The sequence below is a fragment of the Acinetobacter sp. 1542444 genome (assembly GCF_000581835.1).
Classification (GTDB): Bacteria; Pseudomonadota; Gammaproteobacteria; order Pseudomonadales; family Moraxellaceae; genus Acinetobacter; species Acinetobacter pittii.
The window spans coordinates 24,565-43,778 of the sequence record NZ_JEYA01000004.1; the positions used below are offsets into that span (position 1 = coordinate 24,565).

Annotated in this window: 20 protein-coding genes; 5 read left to right on the top strand and 15 right to left on the bottom strand. The window is 39.9% G+C overall.

From position 1 onward, the window contains the following. Nucleotides 1-68 precede the first annotated feature (68 nt). The 4 genes from rnr to J580_RS15220 all read left to right on the top strand — a co-directional run bounded on the left by rnr (nt 69) and on the right by J580_RS15220 (nt 5,369). Nucleotides 69-2,486 carry a ribonuclease R gene (rnr, locus tag J580_RS15205; protein WP_005078314.1) on the top strand — a complete coding sequence of 806 codons (2,418 nt, stop codon included), beginning with the start codon at nt 69-71 and terminating at the stop codon, nt 2,484-2,486. A gap of 135 nt (nt 2,487-2,621) precedes the next feature. Beyond that, nucleotides 2,622-4,676: a M3 family metallopeptidase gene (locus tag J580_RS15210; protein WP_032004796.1), complete on the top strand. Its 2,055-nt coding sequence runs from the start codon at nt 2,622-2,624 to the stop codon at nt 4,674-4,676. 40 nt (nt 4,677-4,716) lie between these two features. Further along, a complete protein-coding gene (locus tag J580_RS15215; protein WP_032004797.1) occupies nt 4,717-4,926 on the top strand; it encodes a YheV family putative zinc ribbon protein in 210 nt (69 codons plus the stop codon). 11 nt (nt 4,927-4,937) lie between these two features. Then, nucleotides 4,938-5,369 (top strand): hypothetical protein, encoded by a 432-nt coding sequence (locus J580_RS15220; protein WP_005067294.1) that lies wholly within the window; start codon nt 4,938-4,940, stop codon nt 5,367-5,369. Nucleotides 5,370-5,532: 163 nt separating this feature from the next. Here J580_RS15220 and J580_RS15225 read toward each other — a convergent pair whose 3' ends face one another. From J580_RS15225 to J580_RS15245, 5 genes are all read right to left on the bottom strand, one after another. Further along, nucleotides 5,533-7,728 (bottom strand): TRAP transporter large permease subunit, encoded by a 2,196-nt coding sequence (locus J580_RS15225; protein WP_032004799.1) that lies wholly within the window; start codon nt 7,726-7,728, stop codon nt 5,533-5,535. Between the two features lie 179 nt (nt 7,729-7,907). Further along, a complete protein-coding gene (gene rrtA, locus J580_RS15230) occupies nt 7,908-8,483 on the bottom strand; it encodes a rhombosortase (protein ID WP_005078319.1) in 576 nt (191 codons plus the stop codon). 84 nt (nt 8,484-8,567) lie between these two features. Next, nucleotides 8,568-9,656 (bottom strand): hypothetical protein, encoded by a 1,089-nt coding sequence (locus J580_RS15235; protein WP_014207738.1) that lies wholly within the window; start codon nt 9,654-9,656, stop codon nt 8,568-8,570. A gap of 770 nt (nt 9,657-10,426) precedes the next feature. Then, nucleotides 10,427-10,816: a hypothetical protein gene (locus tag J580_RS15240; protein WP_032004801.1), complete on the bottom strand. Its 390-nt coding sequence runs from the start codon at nt 10,814-10,816 to the stop codon at nt 10,427-10,429. A 6-nt stretch (nt 10,817-10,822) separates the two neighbouring features. Then, nucleotides 10,823-11,080, bottom strand: a complete 258-nt coding sequence (locus J580_RS15245; protein WP_002117064.1) for a succinate dehydrogenase assembly factor 2 — start codon at nt 11,078-11,080, stop codon at nt 10,823-10,825. A 188-nt stretch (nt 11,081-11,268) separates the two neighbouring features. Here J580_RS15245 and J580_RS15250 point away from each other — a divergent pair, with 188 nt between their 5' ends. After that, nucleotides 11,269-12,441, top strand: a complete 1,173-nt coding sequence (locus tag J580_RS15250) for an acyl-CoA dehydrogenase family protein (protein ID WP_016143559.1) — start codon at nt 11,269-11,271, stop codon at nt 12,439-12,441. 49 nt (nt 12,442-12,490) lie between these two features. Here the strand turns inward: J580_RS15250 and J580_RS15255 are convergent, their stop codons facing one another. From J580_RS15255 to rpmD, 10 genes are all read right to left on the bottom strand, one after another. Continuing rightward, nucleotides 12,491-13,981: a flavin-containing monooxygenase gene (locus J580_RS15255; protein ID WP_032004804.1), complete on the bottom strand. Its 1,491-nt coding sequence runs from the start codon at nt 13,979-13,981 to the stop codon at nt 12,491-12,493. 181 nt (nt 13,982-14,162) lie between these two features. Next, nucleotides 14,163-14,540 (bottom strand): 50S ribosomal protein L17, encoded by a 378-nt coding sequence (rplQ, locus tag J580_RS15260; RefSeq protein WP_002049717.1) that lies wholly within the window; start codon nt 14,538-14,540, stop codon nt 14,163-14,165. 18 nt (nt 14,541-14,558) lie between these two features. Beyond that, a complete protein-coding gene (locus J580_RS15265; RefSeq protein WP_002116730.1) occupies nt 14,559-15,566 on the bottom strand; it encodes a DNA-directed RNA polymerase subunit alpha in 1,008 nt (335 codons plus the stop codon). A 17-nt stretch (nt 15,567-15,583) separates the two neighbouring features. Next, nucleotides 15,584-16,210, bottom strand: a complete 627-nt coding sequence (rpsD, locus tag J580_RS15270) for a 30S ribosomal protein S4 (RefSeq protein WP_000135204.1) — start codon at nt 16,208-16,210, stop codon at nt 15,584-15,586. Between the two features lie 12 nt (nt 16,211-16,222). Continuing rightward, on the bottom strand, nt 16,223-16,609 hold the full coding sequence (gene rpsK / locus J580_RS15275; RefSeq protein ID WP_001040166.1) for a 30S ribosomal protein S11: 387 nt from the start codon (nt 16,607-16,609) through the stop codon (nt 16,223-16,225). Between the two features lie 19 nt (nt 16,610-16,628). Then, on the bottom strand, nt 16,629-16,985 hold the full coding sequence (gene rpsM / locus J580_RS15280; protein WP_000090815.1) for a 30S ribosomal protein S13: 357 nt from the start codon (nt 16,983-16,985) through the stop codon (nt 16,629-16,631). A 106-nt stretch (nt 16,986-17,091) separates the two neighbouring features. Further along, complete coding sequence (gene rpmJ / locus J580_RS15285) at nt 17,092-17,208, bottom strand: 50S ribosomal protein L36 (protein ID WP_000867907.1); 117 nt, start codon at nt 17,206-17,208, stop codon at nt 17,092-17,094. Between the two features lie 20 nt (nt 17,209-17,228). After that, nucleotides 17,229-18,548, bottom strand: a complete 1,320-nt coding sequence (gene secY / locus J580_RS15290) for a preprotein translocase subunit SecY (RefSeq protein WP_014207743.1) — start codon at nt 18,546-18,548, stop codon at nt 17,229-17,231. 45 nt (nt 18,549-18,593) lie between these two features. Continuing rightward, a complete protein-coding gene (gene rplO / locus J580_RS15295; RefSeq protein WP_002116985.1) occupies nt 18,594-19,034 on the bottom strand; it encodes a 50S ribosomal protein L15 in 441 nt (146 codons plus the stop codon). Between the two features lie 3 nt (nt 19,035-19,037). Next, nucleotides 19,038-19,214, bottom strand: a complete 177-nt coding sequence (gene rpmD, locus J580_RS15300; protein WP_000849088.1) for a 50S ribosomal protein L30 — start codon at nt 19,212-19,214, stop codon at nt 19,038-19,040.

The following is a 19,214-nucleotide window of genomic DNA, read 5'->3' on the forward strand; positions in this document are numbered from 1 at the left end:
CCTAAACGTGCAGTTCGGGTCTGCATGACTTATGCTAAACTTATCTGCCAAGCGTGAAACCAAACGACATGACAAAAAACTGGGCTGACCCCGAAGCGAAAGCTGAAGCTGAACGTTATGACAATCCTATTCCAAGCCGTACTCTTATTTTAGATACATTGGAACAATTGCAGACACCGCAATCTCATGCAGAACTTGTCGATCATTTTAATATTCATGACCAAAAAAGTATTGAAGCACTCAGTCATCGCTTAAGTGCTATGGTTCGTGATGGTCAAATCATGAAAGACGGGTTTAAATTTCAGTTGGTGGCAGATCAACCGACCTATGAAGCAACTGTTTATATAAATAGTAAAGGTTTAGGCACAGCGCATATTGATGGTCAAAGTGACCTTTTACTTCCTGAACGTGAATTACGTTTAGTCTTTAACGGTGACCGAGTTAGAGTGCGACAGACTTCAGTTGATCGTAAAGGCAAACCTTGGGGATTTATCACAGAAGTTTTACAACATCGTGTTAAACAATTAATTGGTAAATTGTCGGTTCATGATGGCGAATATTTTATTCAGCCCAACAATCCAAATCAGCACCAGCCTATTCCTTTAGAAAAAGAACTGGTAACGCATGCTGAAGCAAATGTTGGCGATATGCTACGTGTCGCAATAGATAGTTATCCGACTCGTGAAGAATTTGCGACGGCGCATATTATTCAATCTATGGCCGACAAAGCTGATACAGAAATTATTATTCCGCAGACTATTCTTGAGTTTGGCTTACCTTACGAATTCCCAGATGAAGTTATAAAAGAAGCTGAAAGCTTTAAAGAACCATCTGCTCAAGACCGTGAAGGCCGCATTGATTTACGAGATTTAGCATTAGTTACGATCGATGGTGAAGATGCTCGAGATTTTGATGATGCGGTTTATGCAGAAAAACGTCCAGGTGGCGGTTATCGTGTAGTGGTCGCAATTGCTGATGTTAGCCATTATGTACGCTTAGACTCAGCCCTCAATGAAGAAGCTGAGGAACGTGGTACTTCGGTATACTTCCCGCATTTCGTATTACCGATGCTACCAGAGGCATTGTCAAATGGCTTATGCTCTCTAAACCCTCATGTAGACCGTTTATGTATGGTCTGTGACTTGAAACTCTCTCGTACAGGCCGTGTAACTGGTTACGATTTTTATCCATCAGTGATGCATTCAAAAGCGCGTTTGACCTATACACAGGTAGCACAATATTTTGACGGCGCAACAGATGCAATTCCAAAAGACCGTGATGTTCATAAATCGTTAAATACGCTTTTCCAGCTTTATCAGATTTTGAAAAATTTACGTGCTGATCGTCATGCAATGGAATTTGAAACCATTGAAACTTACATGACTTTTGATGAGCTAGGCGGGATTAAAGAAATTTTGCCACGTACACGTAATGAAGCACATAAGCTCATTGAAGAGTGCATGTTACTTGCTAACGTTGCTGCGGCTGAATATGCATTAGAACATGATGTTCCAATGTTGTATCGCGTACATGAAGCTCCAGAGTTCTCACGTATTCAGAAAGTAAAAGACTTTGTTAAATTACTGGGTCTACCCTTCCCTGACCAACCAACTCAAGCAGACTATCAAAGAGTAATTGAAGCAACTAAAGATCGTATTGATGCTCCTAGTATTCATGCCGTCTTATTACGCTCAATGATGCAAGCTTATTATGGCGCAAAAAATGCAGGGCACTATGGTTTGGCTTATGAAGCTTATACGCATTTCACTTCGCCAATTCGTCGTTACCCAGACCTATTGTTACACCGTGCCATTAAAGCACACTTGAAACAAAAGCCTTACCCTCTCTCTGGTGCTGCACTAGATGATGCAGGTGAACATTTCTCTCAAACAGAGCGCCGTGCTGATGAAGCTTCTCGTAGCGTAACAACTTGGTTGAAATGTCACTACATGCAGCAGCATCTAGGTGATGAATTCATTGGTATTGTAAGTGCGGTGACCGAATTCGGTTTATTCGTGACACTGAAAGATTTATATGTCGATGGTATGATTCATATTAGCCAACTCGGCGATGACTTCTTTATTTATGACCAAGCGAGTCAAAATCTAGTAGGTCAAAATCGTGGTCAAGTCTTTGGTTTAGGCGATGAAGTTAAAATTCAGGTTGCTGGTGTCAATCTGGAAGAACGTAAAATTGACTTTCAGCTCATTAAGCAAGTTACCCATGCAGGCCGAGTAGTTCGTAGCCGTGCGCCGCGTACGACTAAAACTACTACGCAGGCGACTGAAGAAGTTTTCAGTAAACCAACTGTCAGTAGTGATGGTGAGCGACCTGTTCACAAAAAGAAAGAAAAAAGTAAGCCAAGTTCTTACACCAAAAAATCTGGTAAGAAAACCTCAGCAAAAGCCGAGACTAAATCAGAAAAGGTGAAGAAAAAATCTAAGCCTAAAAAGAAAAAGTCGAATGCAAAATCAAAGGCTGAATAGTGAGTAAATAATTATCACGTTTCAAAAATAAGTCTCCAATAGGAGGCTTATTTCTTTTTAAAAGGGGTTATTTTACACATTAAGCTTGATTTCCGACTTGAGAGGACCTACATCTAATACCATGTTTAAAAAATAATGTGGCTATTAGCAATGACTTTACAGCAAGCGACTTTACCAACTCCGCGTTTTGACCAAATTGAATTAGAAAATTTAAAACAAGACATTCAACAAGCGATCCAAGCAGGTCAGGAATTTTTAAATACTCTTACGGCTGCACCTACAGATGCAGCTCAGCAACTTGCCGTACTTGAGCAAGTCGATACGCTTGAAAATAATCTAAGTGAATCATGGGGCGTTTTATCGCATTTAAACGCTGTAATGAGCAATGCAGAAACGAGAGAAGTCTATCAATCTTTATTACCAGCATTAAGTGAATATTACACTCAGCTTGGTCAACACACGGCGCTTTATCAAACCTATCAACACATCCATGATGGTCAAGGTTATAGCTCTCTTAGCCCTGCACAGCAAAGTGCTATCCGTCTAGCTTTACGTGACTTTAAACTTTCAGGTGTAGCCTTAGAGGGTGAAGAGAAAAAACGTTATGCAGAGATTTCTGCGCGTCTTTCACAGCTTTCTTCTGATTTTTCAAACCACGTACTTGATGCAACACAAGCTTACTTTAAACCACTTACCGAAGATCAGCTAAAAGGTCTTCCAGAAAGTAATATTGAGTTATTAAAACAGTACGGCAAACAACGTGAACTTGACCAAGCTGTAGCAACCCTAGATTTCCCAGCATATTTTGCAATCATGACTTATGCAGATGACCGTGCATTGCGTGAAGAGCTTTATAGAGCTTATGTGACTCGCGCATCTGATCAGTCTGAACAAACTGAGTTTGATAACAGCAAAATTATGGAAGAAATTTTGAGTCTTCGTCAGGAAATGGCGAAACTACTTGGTTTCAATAACTATGCTGAATATTCTCTGGCAAGCAAAATGGCACCAGACGTAAAAACAGTACATGAGTTTTTGGTTGACCTAGCAGAGCATGCGCGTGCTCCTGCGCTTCAAGAAGTTGCCGAACTTCAAGATATTGCTAAACAAGATGGTGTTGATGAGCTTAAACCTTGGGATACAACTTACTATTCTGAAAAGCTTAAACAGCAACAATTCAACTTATCTCAAGAAGCATTAAAACCTTATTTCCCTGCACCTAAAGTTATTCAGGGATTATTCCAGATTGTGCAGCGTCTATACGGCATTAACATTATTGAAAGACAAGCACCTGTCTGGCATCCAGATGCACGTTATTTTGAATTAGAAGACCAAGGTCAAGTGATTGGTGGCTTCTTTTTTGACATCTATGCACGTACAGGTAAACGTGGTGGCGCATGGATGAACGGCTTCCGCTCGCGCATGCAAACACTTCATGGCTTACAAAAACCAATTTGCTATATGGTGTGTAATTTTACTCCTCCTGTAGGTGACCAACCTGCTTTATTGACTCATGACGAAGTGATTACTTTGTTCCATGAGTTCGGACATGGTTTACATCATATGTTGACCGAAGTAGATAATATCTCGGTTGCAGGAACTCATGGCGTTGCTTGGGATGCGGTAGAACTACCAAGCCAGTTTATGGAATTCTGGTCATGGGATAAAGAAAGTCTAGATGTATTAAGTGAACACATCGATAGTAAACAGACTTTGCCACAAGAATTACTAGATGCTTTATTAAATGCTCGATTCTTCCAATCTGGTATGCAAACTTTACGTCAGCTTGAATTTGCATTATTTGACTTGACCATTCACACCAAAACGCCAGCCCTGAACAGTGAGCAAATTCAGCAAACCTTAAACGATATTCGTAAGCAATATGCGGTCGTTCCTACTGTCGACTACAACCGCTTCCAACATAGTTTTAGTCATATTTTTGCTGGCGGTTATGCCGCAGGTTATTACTCTTACAAATGGGCAGAAGTCTTAGCGAGCGATGCATTTGATCGTTTTGAAAATGAAGGCATTTTTAACACTCAAACGGGTAAAGAATTCCGTCAGGCAATTCTAGCTGTGGGTGGAAAAGACACTGCGCTTGAGGCATTTGTTAATTTCCGTGGACGCGAGCCTAAAATTGACGCATTGTTACGTCATCAAGGTTGGACGAATGACAACAAAACCGCTTAAACTATGGGCCTAAATTGATCGTGTGGTTAGGGTGATAAAGATGAAAAAACGTTTCATTGCTGGGGCAAAATGTCCAAAATGTGAAGCCATGGATCGAATTGTCATGCTAACCACCGCAGAAGACGAATGGATTGAATGTATCGAATGCGGTTATAGCGAAAATCGTCCGACTCATGTTGATGAGCCTGAAACACCTGCTGAACCGGATGAAATTGGGGTAATACAGTTCAAGCCACGTCGTCCCGACTAAAGGTCTTAAACATGCCACTACAAAGAAAACAAAACTCAAAATTATTATGGATTTTAATTGGGGGCTTAAGCATTCTCGTAGTGCTTTTTTTTGCAGCGCAATGGTTTTTTAAAAAAACCGAGTCGTCAGCACCACTGGTTGATCCACAACCTGTCTCGACTCCTGCTCCTGCTAAACCGAAACCAGCTGAGCCATTACCAAGTTCTGAACCCTTAGCTGAAAATGCAAGCTCTCAGCAACTTGTCAGTGAAAATGTGCTTAAAGAGCCTGTCCCAGCACAAGAGTCTTTAGCAAAAGAAGAAGTATCTAAACTTGAAGATATTCATCGCCAGCTAAAAGATCAGGAAGCCACCTTAAAAGCTCAGCATGCAGATGCGGATCAACTAACTAAACTCAAAGAAGAACAAGTTAAATTGCTTGAAGCTCAGCTTAAACAGCAATAATTTTTCAATGAACTCTTAAAAAAAGCTAAAGCTGTACATCTTTAGCTTTTTTGGCCGGATTTAAATAATTCTAATCATCTTGTTCTAAATTTACTCAATCTACTTATTAAAAAAGCCCTCCATTTAGGAAGGCTTTTTTGTATAACCAATACTTTGATTTAAGTTATTTATACCAATCGAATAACTTAAATACATATGGCACATAAGTCACTAATACCAATGATGAGAACAAGACAATAATTGGTAGCAACCAGCGCTCATAACGGAAGTAGAAGCTTGTATATTTCTCTTTCGCTTCAGCATCAGCAGCGTTCACTTCATCATCTCCCACGGACAACCGCGTAAGTAGATGGTTCAAGGCAACTGGTGGTGTTACGTAACCAAATTCGAATGCAACCAACACAATCATCCAGAAATGAATTGGATGAATACCATTTTCGTATGCTACAGGTGCAATAGTTGCAGCAACTAAAATTACAGCACCAAATGGATCTGTACACATACCAATAATTGCAAGTAATAGCGCAATACATGCGAGTGAAATGTAAATACTGCCCAAATGAGTCGGTAATAATTCGACCACTTCAGAGCGTTCGATTAAACCACCTACACTTGCAGACAATGCCATCAAAATAATTAAAGCACCGATATGACCTACAGTTTCTGAGGTCGCAAAACGAAGTGCTCCACCAAAACCGAGACGGTATTGAGAGCTATGCGGATCATGTGCACGAAGAAATGGTGATTTTTGTTCGTGTTCACGAACAATCGCTTCATGAATATTGATTGCAGGTGCTTCTTTTGTCGCAACTAATTTATCATACAAGATCATTGCGATCAGGACTAATGGCAAAATTACTGGTGCAGTAAATTCGTTCATTCCTGTATCTAATGCATATTTATAGATCGCAAGAACAACAGCAGTGATCAGAATGTATGGAATTACAGGTACAAAGGCACGCATCATGCCCGGAATCGCAACTTTTGGTGAATTCACACGGAATTTTTCTTCAGCCAAGAGTAGTGAAACACCCAAGAAAATAAATGCAGTTAACCAAAATACATAAATACCATGCCCAAATAGCTCATCCGACGTAACATGACGGCTATCAAGCATTGCAATTAAAACGACTAATAGACATGGACGTACAACTACCCCTAAAGAACCTGACATTGCAGACACAGCCAAAGCATATTGACGGCGAGCACCCGCATTCCAGACTTCTTTATAAATAATTGCACCTGCTGCGATAACGAAAATACCAGATGCACCTGTATAAGCTGTTGGTACAGCAGCAGCAATTAGAATTAACCAAGTTAAGGTTTCTGGTGCCAAGTTCCATGGACGAAGCACATTAAGGAACAAGTCCATAACACGTGTTTGAGTCAAAAGCATACCTGCCCAAATAAACAAGGCAAGGTTTAAGAAGATACCTGAGAACTCAACCAATAAACCAAGGTAAATCCCTTGCCCCATTGGGTAATCCATAAAGAACGTAAATACGATGCCTGTAATTAGGGCCATGTAGGCATATAAAGGCACTGATAATAATGCTAAGCCTATATTCCCGCCTTCACGCTTCGGTGGAGGTGAAACAAATAATTGATAAAGACTAATTAAGGTCAGAACAACAAATAGAATCATCCAGATCCAGTAAATCGTTACTGTTTCATAGGTAGGTGTTACCCCAGAATTTATGACTGAACGATACTGACTAATGACAGAACAGCTAAGTAGTGCATTACCAATCAACATAAACAGGGAATACACTTTGTAATCTATTTTTGTTGCTGGATTACGAAAGCCAATATGGTGATATTTCAACGATGCAGTAATCGCAGAAATCAGAACCATAAAGACTAGTAAAATGGCTCGGTTCTCTGTACCGAATTTAAAAATACCAAAGAAACCAGTTTCAATAGCACGGTAAGTACGTACCCCTGGGTTAGCTTCGATATATTTAATAGTTTTATCATACGCCTGATATTTTTCATCACATTGTTGCTGCGCTGCGAGTAGTGATGCACGGACATCACTTTCCGATGCTGCACCAAAGAAACTCGCGAAATCATCAGACGCATTCGCTTTCATTTGTTCTTTTACTTGAGCCTCGATATTTGGATGTCGATCACAAGTTGGCTTTTCAGGCTCAGCACGCAAAAAAGAATATTGCATACCTGTAGCAGGGTCGCCATAAAGACGTTCCCCGATACGTAATAATTGTCCGTGGATCATTTCCCCGGTACCAATAATTAGCGTCATTAATAGCAGAATGAGGATGACGAATGTTGAGATCCATTCGTTCCAGATATAACCCAGCAGACCTAATCCAGATCTTTTTTCTTGATGTTCTTGCATAAATATTCCAATTTTGTTCTCTCAAGTCCCTAAAAATTAAAGAATTGAGTCATGCAATTTTTCTTGGTCAGGGGTTAAATCCATACCCCTTCTACCAATCCCTTTATTCAACGATCAAATTTGCATCAAACTTTGTTAATAAAGAATGACTAAAATCTCTTTTTTAACAGTTTGTATTGTCAATGTTTCTTTTTTAATCTCTGAAAAAGCCAATAGCATCCTCCAAAGATTGCGCCACCTATTGCTCCATATAGGTGAGCTTCAGTTAAAACTGGACTCCCTATTAATTGAGCGGTCCCTGTTTGCCCAAAAGTGTTTTCCCATATAAGTTTGGCAATAATTAACCCTAAAACCAGCAAAGCAAAATTTCGCTCTTTACGATATTGCAGATAGACTAAAGCAACCGCTGTATATAGCCCATGTAAGACACCAGATAGGCCCGCATAAGCTTCGATATAAGGTAAATAAAAGTAGAACACCAAACTAATAAAAGGTGGCAATAGCAAAAGTAGACTTAGAAGATGCCATGCTTTTGTATGTGGAAAGATAAAGGGTAAACAGGCGAATGCCATCATATTTAAAAGGAAATGAACCCATCCAACGTGTACCCAATGTGCAGTCCATAAACGCCAGAATTCGCCAAGTAAACTTTCGCGCCAATAAATAAAAGTATCAGGAAACACCTGTAGACAAGCAGATATGGAAATGCACACTGCGACCAGAAGCACTTTACTATTCAGTACATGATCCTTCATGGCATACTCCTTGAAATTAAACTTCTTACGATTATTGTAGAACTTAACAATAGACTCGCAAGAAGTTAGCCTTTCAAATATTCTTTACTGCGCTGCTGGTGGAGCAGATGAATCAGCAGGAACTTCAGAAGCGGCTCCCCCATCAAACAACTCATCTAGCTCTGCTGCACCTTCATTCTTATCATCCCAGAAATGAGACATGCCATCATCTCCGGTACGTACACCAGTATGTTCAGTCCAGTAACGGTCAGAAATACCACGTACAATAAGGCCAGCCATACTATCGATTAACTTAAAGTTAGGATTGACAGGTTTGTCATCAGCTTGAGACGCCGCATAAGATCTTAATGCATCACGGATTTTTGCATCATCACCGCTTGCTTGGGCAGCTACCGCATATAAGGCATGAGATAGGCGAACACCTTTTTTCTCACCAATCTGAATTGACTGTTTTAAAGTTTGGTATGGATCAGGTTTCCCTTCATCAGCACCTGGCAATAAAGTCCAGATAACAGCACGCGTTGCATTAGGTGCGCCCCAGAATTTTTCATTATCTAGACAAACCATGCCACGCTCTACAATAGCAGCAATATCTTTAGGAACATTGACTGCGCCGCCTGAGTTAATATCGTTGGTCACAGCCTGAAGACCACTGATCATGCCAAGTAAATAAACGGTTTGATCAGTATCATTACGCATCGTTGGGCAAGAGTCACCTAAGTGGTATTTATATTTAGATTCCCAACGATCAGCAAATAACTTATAGCCTGTATACTGACGTTCAGCTGCAATTGCTGCCCAACGCTTCTGTGCAATACGTGCATCTTGGGCTTCTGTTACCTGCCCTGCTTTTGAAGCACGTAAATAACGCAGTTCTTGTTCTAAAGCTTGATTTTCCGCACATACACCTGATGCTGCATACATTAATACTGCAACACGTGTCGGATCTGCACCCATCCCTTTGGTAGACATGATTGCAGGTGTTAACGCACTACCGGTATTACATACCATTTCAGCATCTTGCATTGCCAAAATAGGTGGAACGACGTGCTTTTCCGTAAAACCTAGAGCAACATTTGCTCCGGTTTTCACGACGTATGAACAACCTGATAAAACTGAAGCTGCAAGAAAACTCACCGCCAAACCTTGGCTTATTTTTTGGACTTTAGACATCTTCCTGTCCTCTATGTAATTTGTTTTTTCCTTTTCAGATGTACATTAGCAGATGCATATCTTGAATAAAAGAGTAATTACTCTAATTGTAGCGCTTATACTTTGACACACTTCACAGCAGATAAAATTGACAGTTTTTCGAGGAAACACAAATTTTAGGCAAAAAAAAGTAGCATTGCGACGGTTCAGCACATGCTACTTATTAACTGGGATAAGCTTTTAACGGCTTATATTATTTTTGTTCTATATAATCCTTAAGTAAAGTTCCTGCTCTTCCTACTACTACAGCCATAACGACTGCAATTAACAGAAACATCCACATTGAAATCTCCATGAGAGACCTCCTTACTACAATCGCACCCAGTTATAAACTGGACACTTGATGAAATTAATCGATTAACCAATTTTAATAATTGACTGATCGACGACCTTGCATCCTCTGTCTCTTAACCTTGTTAAAACTAACTTTGTTAAGATGTTCCCTGAGTAAAGTTCCTGCTCTTCCTATCACCACTGCCAGAATTATAGCAATGACCAAGAACGACCATGTTGGCATCTCCATTTTGAGACCTCCGACACACTTTACGTTGGTGTTTGTACTTTAACCGATCAAATAGCTACCCATAGGCGAAATTGTCAGACAATCATATTTCCTTGGCTTTTTTCTATATTTTAATTAGACAATCTGAAGTTTAATAAAGAAAAAAATTATTAAATTATTGTTTTTTATAATTTTTAAATAAATATACAAATGTAGAATTGTCTAACAATTAATAGAGTTTTTCTAAAACTTTTAATCTTTTCCACTGCTGAATAGGAAGCTGATCGAACCAAACAATAGCTATGTTCGTAGGAGTTTCTTCAAGATAAATAACTACAAATAACTGATAATCAATTATTTTAGTAATTTCCGCACGGTAAATTTCTTTTTTCGAAAAATATGTAACCGACCATAATTTTTGATCTAAATATTCAATTTGAGATATTTGGGCTTGCTTTAGAAAGAAAATAAAACCAATAAATAGAAGAATGACAGCACATAGCCACCATATCGGTGTTAATAATTGATAAAGCAGGATTGCTAAACCCAAACCAACAAAAAGCTGAAATATTACCGAGACACGGCTATCTTTCAGCTCAAAATTTAATTCTTTTATCAAAACAGTTTAGCCATGCACATACTGTTTTAGTTTATAAATAAATTCACGTAACTCAGTACGTGGAGGCTCAGAAACTTCCATGAACCAATCTAATAAATCTGGATCTTCTTGATCAACTAGCTCTGCAAATAATGCTTTTTCTGCTGGATCAGCTTTTAAATAATAATTTTTTACATACGGGTCAAAATAGACGTCAATTTCTTTTAAGCCACGGCGTGCTCGATAAATTACTTTACGTTCTTCCAAGGTCATTTCGTCAGACATTTACGTCCCCATCTGTGGTGATAGTGCGCCTAGTTTACCTGATCACATCCTAAAGATCGCTAAAAATATCAAATTGACCAAATTTATCATCTTGTCCGCATAATTGAGCATTCATCACATTGTGGGGCATGAAATGCTTACGTATGTTTAGGGCATAACATCACACCTGAACCAAGGAAGAAATACAAATGCAATCTGGTGCCATCCGTCCTATTCCAAATATGTTACCAAGACAATTATTCAATGAAGAACACGAAGCTTTCCGTGAGACAGTGCGTAAATTCTATGAAAAGGAAGTCGTTCCCAATATAGAAAAATATGAAAAACAGCAACATGTTGACCGAGATCTTTGGAATAAAGCTGGAGAACTAGGTCTTCTTTGCACCACGATGCCAGAGCAATATGGTGGCTCTGGGGTAGATCGCCTATACAGTATGATTCTTATTGAAGAACAGGCGTATGCGATGGACTCAAGTACTGGTTTTTCTCTACATTCCGATATTGTTGCTAATTACGTTAATAATTTTGGTAATGAAGAGCAAAAACAAAAATGGTTACCCAAAATGGCAACTGGAGAAGTTGTTACTGCTATTGCAATGACGGAACCAGGCACTGGTTCAGATTTACAAGCGGTAAGAACCACCGCCGTACTTGATGGTGATGAATATGTCATTAATGGCTCTAAAATTTTTATTACGAATGGCTACTTATGCGACATGGCAGTAGTCGTTTGTAAGACTGGCAATAGTGATAAAGGTTCGGCAAACTTATCCTTAATTATTGTAGAAGCCGATCGTGCTGGTTTCAGTAAAGGTAAACCTCTAAACAAAATTGGTATGAAAGGCCAAGATACCTGCGAATTATTCTTTGATAACGTTCGAGTTCCTAAAGAAAACCTTTTAGGCATGGAAGGTATGGGCTTTATCATGCTCATGAAAGAATTGGCATGGGAACGAATGTTAGTTGCTATTATTTGTCAAGCAGGTGCTGAAGCAGCATTTGCACATACCGTTCAATATACAAAAGATCGTAAAGCTTTTGGTAAACCTATTGGCGCATTTCAAAATACGCGTTTTAAACTTGCCGAACTCAGAACAGAAATCGATTTCTGCCGGACATATTTAGATCGTTGTATGGAATTACAACTTGAAGAAAAATTGAGTGTAGAAGCTGCCGCAGCTGCTAAATATAAAATTTCTGATATGTTCTCGAAAATTGTAGATGAATGTCTTCAATTACATGGTGGTTATGGTTATATGCTTGAATATCCAATTGCACGTGCATACATTGATCATCGAGCAAATCGAATTTATGCAGGTACAAATGAAATCATGAAAGAATTAATTTCAAGAACACTTTAATAGTTTCATAAAAAAGGGGCATTACGCCCCTTTTCTTATTTCATACGAATTAAGATACTAATTTTGGTTTACGCTCATTTGCTTCAGAACGCTTATGAAAATGAAGAATGCCATCTTCAAATTTTGCATTTTTCAAAGACTTTCTATCTTCTAAATAGTTATTAGTCACCTGCCATGGAGCACGCTTACCTTGTTTAGGAAGTTCATGTGCTGCACGGTTAATATAACCTGAAGATAGTTTACCCATTACGGTGTCTTCTTCCATCACAGTCTTATCGCCCGATGGAATCACTTCATCATAACTATTTTTGTCCATATAGTTTAATAAGCGACAAATATATTCGGCAGCGATATCTACTTTGAGTGTCCATGAGGCATTCACATAGCCAATAATCATAGCCATATTCGGCACATCACTTAGCATTATGCCGTTATAAAGCATATGTTCAGATGAGTTGATTGGTTTCCCATCAAGAGTAGCCTGAACTCCACCCATAATCTGAACTTGTAGTCCTGTTGCAGAAACAACGATATCAGCATCAAGATGTTTGCCAGATTTAAGTAAAATACCTTTTTCAGTAAATTTCTCGATTTGATCAGTTTCTACACTCGCTTTGCCTTCACGTAAAATCTTAAATAAGTCACCATCTGGCACCACACATAAACGCTGATCCCAAGGATTGTATGAAGGCGTAAAATGCTTCATATCAACCTTACCTTTAAGCTGTACTTCAATTGCTTTTAAAAGTAAACGACGTACAGTTTTAGGATGTTTCTGAGAAAGAGCATAAATAGCGCGCTGCATACCAATGTTGCGGGCACGGGTAAATTTATAAGCTGCCTCTTCAGACATAAATTTACGCGTTTTTTCATAGATGAAATCGATAGAAGGAACGCTAGCAATATACGTTGGTGAACGCTGCAACATGGTCACATGACCTGCCCCACCTTTAGCCATTGCTGGTACTAAAGTAATCGCTGTTGCACCACTACCAATAATAACCACCTTTTTACCTGTGTAATCTAAGTTTTCAGGCCAATGCTGTGGGTGAATGAGTTGCCCTTTAAATGCTTCTTGATTTGGGAAAGAAGGCGCATAGCCCTGATCATAATTATAGTAACCTGTACAACCTACAACAAAGTTGGCAATCCAAGTCTGCTGTTTTTTATTGCTATCTTCTACTACAACCTGCCATTTTTTTGAAGCCGAATCATAATTAGCAGAAAGTACACGATGACCAAAATGAATTTTTTCTTTTAATTTATATTCATGAATTACTTCGCCTAAATACCCTTTAATAGAAGCACCATCAGCTAATACATTCACTTTACACCATGGTTTAAAGTTAAAACCAAAGGTAGACATATCTGAATCTGAACGGATGCCAGGATAACGGAAAAGATCCCATGTTCCACCAAAAGACTCGCGACGTTCTAAAATCTCGAATTGTCGTTGTGGTGAATTTTTTGATAAATGGGCAGCGATTCCGATTCCTGAAATACCTGCGCCAATGATTAAAATATCAACTTGCTTTTCCATTTTATTTTTATACCCATTGTTGAGAATATAAGTTTATTAAAACACAATTTTGACAATACACAATGTCAAGTTTGACCGTTTATCTGCTTTTTTATGTCACTTGAGGACATTTTTATAATTTATTTTGTGACTAGAAATAAAAAAGACCGGTATAAAACCGGTCTTTTTTGAATAAAATCAATTATTCAGCTGAAGTGTTTACTTCACGATCTACAAGCTCAACGTAAGCCATCGGTGCTGCATCACCAGCACGGAAGCCCGCTTTAAGAACACGTAGATAACCGCCGTTACGTTCTTTGTAACGAGGGCCGAGTACGGTAAATAATTTACCAACAGTTGCAGCATTACGAGTACGAGCAAATGCTAAACGACGATTTGCTACAGTATCGTTTTTTGCTAGAGTGATTAAAGGCTCAGCAACACGACGTAATTCTTTAGCTTTAGGCACAGTTGTTTTGATCAACTCGTGTTCAAATAAAGAATTAGCCAAGTTTTGGAACATCGCTTTACGATGGCTGCTTGTACGGCCTAATTTCACACCACTATTACGATGACGCATGGTGATAGTCCTACTTAATTAACGGCTACGATAGGCAAAACGGTCGTCCATACGAAGACTAGCTGGTGGCCAGTTTTCAAGACGCATACCGAGTTGTAAGCCTTTCGATGCCAAAACATCTTTGATCTCTGTTAACGATTTTTTACCAAGGTTAGGAGTTTTTAATAACTCAACTTCAGTACGTTGAACAAGATCACCAATGTAGTAAATATTTTCTGCTTTCAAACAGTTAGCAGAACGAACAGTAAGCTCTAGATCATCTACTGGGCGAAGCAAGATTGGGTCAACTTCTTCACGAGGCTCTTGAGCAACTGGAGTTTGGTCTTTCTGAAGATCAACAAAAATTGCAATTTGTTGTTGCAAGATTGTTGCCGCTTTGCGGATTGCTTCTTCAGGATCAACCGTTCCATTTGTTTCGAGGTCGATTACCAGTTTATCTAAATCGGTACGTTGTTCTACACGCGCATTTTCAACGGTGTAAGAAACACGTTTAATCGGGCTATAAGAAGCATCTAATTGCAAACGACCAACAGGACGTGTTTCACCTTCAGGGAAACGAGAATCAGATGTTTCATAACCACGACCTTGAGCAACTTTCAAGCGCATTTTTAATGAGCCTGAAGCACTTAAAGTACCGATTAAATGTTCTGGGTTAACCACTTCAACATTATGAGGTAAACGAAGGTCAGCAGCAGTAATATCGCCAGGACCTTGTTTTTCTAATGTTAAATATGCTTCATTTTGATCGAACAGCTTAATAGACAATCCTTTTAGGTTCAGCAAGAGCTCGACGATGTCCTGCTGCAAGCCTTCTAAAGTACTGTACTCGTGCTCGACACCTTCTATCTCTACTTCAACCACAGCAGCGCCAGGTAAAGAAGACAATAGAATGCGACGTAAAGCATTACCTAGAGTATGGCCAAAACCACGCTCTAAAGGTTCTAGAATCACTTTTGCCGAGGTCCCGCTTACCGCTTCGACCTTGATCGCTTGCGGAGTTAGAAACTCGTTTGCAGTACGCGTCATTATTGCTACCTCAAGGATTATTTAGAATACAATTCTACAATCAAGCTTTCGTTGATTTCAGCAGGTAAATCAGAACGATCTGGTGCAGCTTTAAACGTACCTTCAAGCTTAGAATGATCAACTTCGATCCAAGCTGGAATACCACGTTGTGCAGCTAACTCAATCGCGTTTTTAATACGCAATTGTTGTTTAGCACCTTCGTGAACCGCAATTACATCACCAGCTTTAACTTGAATAGATGCGATGTTTACACGACGACCATTCAAAGTAATGCTACGGTGACTTACTAACTGACGAGCTTCTGCACGTGTAGAACCAAAACCCATGCGATAAACAACGTTATCAAGACGGCTTTCAAGCAATTTCAACAAGTTCTCACCTGTTGCGCCTTTAACACGAGCTGCTTCTTTATAGTAGTTACTAAATTGACGTTCTAACACACCGTAAATACGACGGACTTTTTGTTTTTCACGTAATTGTAGTGAATACTCAGATTGCTTACCACCGCGTGCCTGACCATGTTGACCAGGTGCTTTGTTAGCTTTTTTAGTTTTGACGTCAAATGGTTTAACGCCAGATTTAAGTTGCAGGTCTGTCCCTTCGCGGCGAGAGAGTTTGCATTTTGGACCAATATAACGAGCCATGAATGTTTCTCCTTACACGCGACGTTTTTTAGGTGGACGGCAACCGTTGTGAGGAATTGGAGTCACATCGGTAATGCTGTTAATCTTATAACCCACTGCGCCTAATGCACGAACCGCAGACTCACGACCTGGACCAGGACCTTTTACAAGGACGTCCAGATTTTTCAAACCGTAATCTAAAGCTGCTTTACCAGCAACTTCAGCAGCTACCTGAGCAGCAAACGGAGTTGATTTACGTGAACCACGGAAGCCTTGTCCACCTGAGGTGGCCCAAGCCAATGCATTACCTTGACGATCAGTAATCGTAACAATGGTGTTATTAAAAGACGCGTGAATGTGTGCAACACCTTCAGAGACGGTACGAGTGACCTTCTTGCGTGTGCGAGTATCTTTAGCCATCTTTTAGCTTCCAGAAATCTTACTTTTTAATCGGTTTGCGCGGACCTTTACGGGTACGTGCGTTAGTTTTGGTGCGTTGACCACGGACAGGCAAGCTGCGACGATGGCGAAGGCCGCGGTAGCAACCCAAATCCATTAAACGTTTAATGTTCATGGAAATTTCGCGACGTAAGTCACCTTCGGTAGGAACCTTAGCAACTTCTGCACGAATCGCATCAAGCTGAGCATCGTCCAACTCACGGATCTTAGTAGTTTCAGTAATACCAACTGCAGCTAAGATATTCTTAGCAGTGTGGCGACCGATACCAAAGATGTAAGTGAGGGAGATAACAGCATGCTTGTTATCCGGAATGTTTACACCGGCAATACGAGCCATTCACTTTCTCCAAAAAGGCAGTAGAGATAATCAACCGCCCCACAAAAATCTTGAGGGGCGGATATTAACCCAATTCGCCTACTGAAATCAACAGGTCTTGATTAGATTAACCTTGACGCTGCTTATGACGAGGTTCTGCGCTACAAATTACGCGAATAACCCCATTACGACGGATAACTTTACAGCTACCACAAATTTTCTTTACAGAAGCTTGTACTTTCATGATGAAACCTCTAAGTGCGCTTATCCCTTAGGATGAGCAGTCGTTTTTCTCATTAATGTTTGATTATCATATTGATGAGATGTTAAATGCGCTTGTAGCTGAGCCATAAAGTCCATAACCACGACAACTACGATCAATAATGAGGTACCACCCAAATAGAATGGAATCCCAAAAGAGCTTTGTAGAATCATTGGCATTAAACAAATGACCGTAATATAAATCGCACCAATAAACGTCAAACGATTAAGAATATGATCTAAGTAACGAGCAGTTTGCTCACCTGGGCGAATACCAGGCACATAAGCTCCGCTGCGTTTTAGATTTTCTGATACTTCCTTAGGGCTAAATACTAAAGCCGTATAAAAGTAACAGAAAAAGATAATTAACGCACCAAAGAGCACCAAATACAAAGGCTGTCCAGGCGACAATACTAAAGCTAAATCTTGTAAGCTGCTTTTAATAAAACCAGCATTTGGATCTGCACTTCCCACCCATTGACCAAGACTTGCTGGGAACAAGAGTAAAGAACTTGCAAAAATCGCAGGAATAACACCAGCCATATTAATTTTTAATGGCAAATGCGTCTGCTGTGCTGTAAATATACGACGCCCTTGTTGCTTTTGCGCATAGTTTACTGGAATGCGACGTTGTGCTTTTTCAATAAACACAATAGCTGCCAATACACCTAAAGACAAAAGACCAAAAATTACAAGACCAATTAAACTTGTCTGACCATTATCTACAGAAGAAACTGATTGCATAATTAGTTTAGGCAAACCAGCAACAATACCTGCAAAAATAATCATTGAGATACCGTTACCAATACCTCTTTCAGTGATTTGCTCACCTAGCCACATTAAGAACATAGTTCCAGCGACAAGTGAAGTTACTGCTGGGATATAAAACGCAAGACCAACTGACAGAGTAATACCCTGACCAATCAAACCTGCGCACATACCAACTGCTTGAACCACTGCAAGCAACAATGTGCCCTGACGCGTATACTGATTAATTTTACGCTTACCTTGCTCACCTTCCTTTTTCAAGGCTTCAAGTGATGGAATTACAGTAGACATTAACTGCACAATAATTGACGCAGAAATGTACGGCATAATCCCTAAAGCAAGAATAGACATTCGCTCTAAAGCACCGCCAGAAAACATATTGAATAGCCCAAGAATAGTTCCTTGGTTCGCATGAAATAAATTTTCTAACGCAGCATTATTAATGCCTGGTACTGGAATATGCGCTCCTAGTCGAAAGACCAGCAATGCACCGATTAGAAAACTCATCCGGCGAATAATTTCACGGTATTTCACATGAAATGGCTGACCTTTCATCATGTTGACATGACCTGAAGAACTAGGAGACATAGACACTCGAGATTACTCCTCGACTTTACCGCCAGCTGCTTCAATCGCAGCTTTAGCGCCTTTAGTCAATGCAACACCTTGAACAGTGAATGCACGAGTGATTTCACCAGAAAGTACGATACGAGCACGAATTTGGTCACGACGAACAACATTCGCAGCTTTCAAAGTTTCTAGGCTAACGATGTCGCCTTCAACTTTGCTTAACTCAGATAAACGTACTTCAGCAGTTTTTAAAGCGATTTGGCTAGTGAAACCGAATTTAGGTAAACGACGATAAATCGCAGTTTGACCGCCTTCAAAGCCTGGACGAACGCCACCACTTTTACGTGATTTTTGACCTTTGACACCACGGCCACCAGTCTTACCAACGCCAGAACCGATACCACGGCCTAAACGACGGTGTTCACGTTTTGCACCTTCTGCAGGCGCAAGTTCATTTAAACGCAGAGTCATGGCTTATTCCTCTACACTAACCATATAGTAGACTTTGTTGATCATACCGCGGTTAGAAGGCGTATCTTGCACTTCTACAGTATGACCAATACGACGCAGACCTAAACCTTGTAAGCAAAGCTTGTGATTTTTCAAGCGATGTGAAGAAGATTTAGTCTGGGTAACTTTAATCGTTTTCAT